General features: G+C 63.5%; 3 protein-coding genes and 2 pseudogenes. All 5 read right to left on the bottom strand.

Features of this window, described 5'->3' with window-relative positions:
• Positions 1–314, bottom strand: a pseudogene (locus tag EN925_RS24580) (ABC transporter permease); the annotation flags it as partial.
• A complete protein-coding gene (locus EN925_RS24585; protein WP_027161611.1) occupies positions 314–1444 on the bottom strand; it encodes an ABC transporter permease in 1131 nt (376 codons plus the stop codon). The gene EN925_RS24585 and the pseudogene EN925_RS24580, both read right to left, overlap by 1 nt.
• Complete coding sequence (locus EN925_RS24590; RefSeq protein WP_164753752.1) at positions 1441–3018, bottom strand: ABC transporter ATP-binding protein; 1578 nt, start codon at positions 3016–3018, stop codon at positions 1441–1443. The genes EN925_RS24585 and EN925_RS24590 overlap by 4 nt, the downstream gene beginning before the upstream one ends.
• 133 nt (positions 3019–3151) lie before the next feature.
• Complete coding sequence (locus tag EN925_RS24595) at positions 3152–4129, bottom strand: quinone oxidoreductase (RefSeq protein WP_127368238.1); 978 nt, start codon at positions 4127–4129, stop codon at positions 3152–3154.
• 57 nt (positions 4130–4186) lie between these two features.
• A pseudogene (locus EN925_RS24600) lies at positions 4187–4454 on the bottom strand (phosphatidylcholine/phosphatidylserine synthase); the annotation flags it as partial.

A 4454-nucleotide genomic window follows, 5' to 3' on the forward strand; every position in this document is an offset into this window, starting at 1 on the left:
ATGCCGGACAGGCCAAGGCCGAGCAGCGTCAGCGACAGGCCGGTCGCCACCTGATTGGTGGCCAGCGACAGCGTCATGACGGCAAACAGCAGCGAGAACACCGCGCCCATGGCAATGGCCGCCAAAAGGCCGATCCAGGGCGATCCGGTGAGATAGGTTGCGCCGAAGCCGCCGACGGCGCCCATGATCATCATGCCTTCGACGCCGAGATTGAGTACGCCGGAGCGCTCGACCACCAGCTCACCGATTGCCGCGATCAGCAGCGGCGTTGCCGCGGTGGCGATGGTCAGAAGGATGTTTACGGTGATGTCCATCAACGGGCTTCCTTCAGCTTCGGTGCGGCTTCGAGTTTGGCCACGCCTTCCGGTTTGGTCAGCGCCAGGCCGACCAGGCGTATGCGGTAATGGATGAGCGTGTCGCAGCCGAGCACGAAGAACAAAAGCATGCCCTGGAACACCCGCGCCACCTTGTCGGAGATGCCGAGCGCGCTCTGCACTGCTTCGCCGCCGAGATAGGTCAGTGCCAGCACCAGTCCGGCGGCAACGATGCCAAGCGGGTTGAGACGGCCGAGGAACGCCACGATGATGGCGGTGAAGCCGTAGCCCGGCGAAATGACGGGCTGCAGCTGACCGATGGCGCCCGAGACCTCCGAGATACCGGCAAGTCCCGCCAGCGCGCCCGACAGCAGGAAGGCAAAGAACACCATCCGGTTGAGGCCGAAGCCGGCGAAGCGTCCTGCCCGCGGGCTCGAGCCCAGCACGCGCACCTCGAAACCTTTCAGCATGCGGCTCATCAGGATCCAGACCAGCACCGCGGCGACCAGCGCGAAGACAAAACCCCAGTTTGCCCGTCCGGCATCCGGCATCAGTTCCGGCAACACGGCCGAATCGTTGAACTGGATGGTCTGCGGGAAGCCATGGCCCTGCGGATCGCGCCACGGTCCGCGCACCAGCCAGTCGAGGAAGAGTTGCGCGACATAGACCAGCATCAGGCTGGTCAGGATCTCGTTGGTGCCGAAGCGCGTCTTGAGCAGAGCCGGGATCGCCGCATAGGCCGCACCTCCGACCATGCCGAGCAACAGCATCAACGGCAGCACCAGCGGGCCTTCGAACTGCGGAAACAGTACTGGAAGCATCGAGCCAACGATGCCGCCGAGGATGAACTGGCCTTCGGCGCCGATGTTCCAGATGTTGGCCTTGTAGCAAACCGACAGGCCGACGGCGATCAGGATGAGCGGCGCGGCCTTGATCGCCAGCTCATGCAACTGCCAGACTTGGCTGATCGGCTCGATGAAATAGATGTTGAACGCAGTCAGCGGATTGACGCCGAGCAGCGCGAACATGACGGCCCCGGCAATGATGGTCAGCGCGAAGGCGATGAACGGCGACAGGGCCGAAAACAGCATGGAACGCTGCGGGCGTTTGACGAGTTCGAGGCGCATCATGCCGTCTCCAACGTGTGTTCGGCGTGACCGGGTTCGGCGCCACCCATCAGCAAGCCGACCTTCTCGAAGGTCGCCTCGGCGATCGGTATCGGCTTCGACAACTCGCCATTGTGCATGACGGCGATCGCATCCGAGATCTCGAACAGCTCGTCGAGATCCTGGCTGATCACCAGCACCGCCGATCCGCTGCGCGACAACTCGATCAAGGCCTGGCGGATGTGGGCGGCAGCGCCCGCATCGACGCCCCAGGTCGGCTGGTTCACCACCATGACGCTTGGCCGGCGGTCGAGTTCGCGGCCGACGATGAATTTCTGCAGATTGCCGCCCGAAAGAGCCGCGGCCTCCGGATCCGGCGCGCTCTTGCGCACGTCCATCGCCTCGATGATGCGTTGGGACGCGGCCTGGATGGCGGCGCTCTTGACCATTCCGCCGGAACCGACGAACGCCTTGCCGTCGGTGGCATGGCGCGACAGCAGCAGGTTTTCGGAAAGCTTCATGCGCGGTGCGGCACCGTGGCCGAGGCGCTCCTCCGGCACGAAAGCAGCGCCCAGCAGGCGCCGTCCGGTGATGGTGAGGCTTCCCGAATCCTTGCCGCGAATGCGCACCGAGGCGGCATCCTGCTGCAGCACTTCGCCTGAAACGGATTCGAAGAACTCGCCCTGACCATTGCCGGCGACGCCGGCGATGCCGATCACCTCCCCGGCGCGGACGTTCAGGTTGATGCCCCTGAGCGGGATCGAGAACGGCGTTGCCGGTTGGCGGCTGAGATTGCGGATTTCGAGCAGCGGCTGCGCCTTGTCGATGCCCTCGACCGGCGCGCGCACCACGGCCTGCACCTCGTTGCCGACCATCATTCGCGCCAGCGAAGAGGCTGTTTCCTCACGCGGATTGCAATGGCCGACCACCTTGCCGTGGCGCAGCACGGTGGCGCGGTCGCAGATGCGTTTGACCTCTTCGAGCCGGTGCGAGATGTAGAGGATGGATTTGCCTTCCGAGCGCAGGCGCTCCAGCGTCTCGAACAGCTTGTCGGCTTCCTGCGGCGTCAACACCGAGGTCGGTTCGTCCAGGATGATGAGCTGCGGCGTCTGCAGCAGGCAGCGGATGATTTCGATGCGCTGGCGCTCGCCCACCGACAGGTCGCCGACCAGCGATTCAGGGTCGAGCGGCAGGCCATAACTGAAGGAAAGCGCCCTCGCCTTCGCAGCGATGCTGCTGATCGGTGAGCCGTCATCCAGCGACAGCGCGATGTTTTCGGCCGCGGTCAGCGCCTCGAACAGCGAAAAATGCTGGAACACCATGCCGATGCCGAGCTTTTTCGCGACGCCCGGGCTGGAAATCCTGACGGCCTGACCGTTCCAGAAGATCTCGCCGGCATTGGGCTCCAGCGAGCCGAACAGCATCTTGACCAGCGTCGACTTGCCGGCGCCGTTTTCGCCGAGCAAGGCGTGGATCTCACCCCTGGCGATGTCGAGATCGATATGATCGCACGCCGTCAGCGTGCCGAATATCTTGGTGAGGCCACGCACCTCAAGCAGGTTCGTGCCGTCCTGATTTGCACTCACAGTGCCTCCCATCTGGTTAGCCAGACATGTTCTGTGTTCCCGCAGGCATGGTAGGCGCGGCCGGCTCTCATCGGAAAGCGGCACACGTCTTGAAAGAGCTTCAAGAATTTCAGCGGAAATTCAAGGGATAGCAAGGCAGAACGAACTAAGGGATGAGAATGGTCGTCCCTGTGGTCCTGCGGCCCTCGAGGTCGGAATGCGCCTTGCCGGCGTCCTTCAGCGCGTAGCGCTGGTTGATCTGGATCTCGACCGCGCCGCTGAGCACGACCTCGAACAGGGCGGCAGCAGAAGCGTCGAGGTCCTCGCGTTTTGCGTTGTAGACGAACAGTGTCGGCCTTGTTGCGAACAACGAGCCCTTCTGTGCCAGCAACGACATGCTGAACGGCGGTATAGGTCCCGAGGACTGGCCAAAGCTGACGAACATGCCGAGCGGCCGCAGGCAGTCGAGCGAAGCCGGAAACGTGTCGTTGCCGACCGAATCGTAGACGACATCGCATTTTTTGCCGCCGGTGATGGCGGCGACGCCGGCGACGAAATCTTGTTCCTTGTAGTTGATGACGTGATCGAAACCATGCGCCCTGGCGAGCTCGATCTTGTCGGACGAGCTGGCGGTGCCGATGACGGTGGCGCCGAGATGTTTTGCCCATTGGCCGAGGATCAGGCCGACGCCGCCTGCAGCGGCATGGAACAGGATCGTGTCGCCGGCCTTCACCTTGAACGTCCGCCGCAGCAGATATTCCGCGGTCATGCCCTTCAGCATCATCGCTGCGGCCTGTTCGTCGCTGATGCCATCCGGAACCTTGACCACGCGGCTGGCATCGATGACGCGTTCTTGCGCGTAAGCCCCCGTCGTCACGGCATAGGCGATGCGATCGCCCGGATTCAGCCAGTCGACGCCATGGCCGACCTCCAGCACCACGCCGGCGGCTTCGCTGCCTGGCACGAGCGGGAAGCCGCCGGGTGGCGGATAGAGACCGGAGCGATGGTAGACATCGATGAAATTGAGGCCGATCGCGGTGTGCCGGACCAGGATCTGCCCGGATCCCGGCTGGCCGGGATCAGTGTCCTCATAGGTCAGAACTTCCGGGCCGCCATTGGCATGAATGCGGATCGCTTTGGACATTGCTAGGCTTCCTGTGGGCTAGGCTTGTGGGGCCAGGCTCCCTGTGGGAGTGGCCGATCAGGCCTTTTTGCCACCGAGATTGGGAAAGAACTGCATGATGCCACCGATGCAGGCAAGATAAAGCCCGGTGATGGTGATGCCGATCTTGGTGAAGGTGCTGACCTGCTCGCCCAGCACGCCGATCTGATCGTAGAAGGCGGCGAGCGCCGCTTGGGCCAGGGCAAGCGCGCCGAAAGCGCACCACAACAGGGTCATCCCAAGGTTGATGCGCCGCAGCCGCACCACCCGCACCGGGTGGATGAAGTTGATCGGCACGAAAGTCAGG

The sequence above is a fragment of the Mesorhizobium sp. M7A.F.Ca.US.006.04.2.1 genome, from assembly GCF_004022915.1.
Taxonomy (GTDB): domain Bacteria; phylum Pseudomonadota; class Alphaproteobacteria; order Rhizobiales; family Rhizobiaceae; genus Mesorhizobium; species Mesorhizobium ciceri.

What these genes read in the sequence shown, in the direction of transcription:
- EN925_RS24585 (WP_027161611.1), bottom strand. Translation starts at nt 1,444, where the DNA reads ATGATGCGCCTCGAACTCGTCAAACGCCCGCAGCGTTCCATGCTGTTT.
- EN925_RS24590 (WP_164753752.1), bottom strand. Translation starts at nt 3,018, where the DNA reads ATGGGAGGCACTGTGAGTGCAAATCAGGACGGCACGAACCTGCTTGAG.
- EN925_RS24595 (WP_127368238.1), bottom strand. Translation starts at nt 4,129, where the DNA reads ATGTCCAAAGCGATCCGCATTCATGCCAATGGCGGCCCGGAAGTTCTG.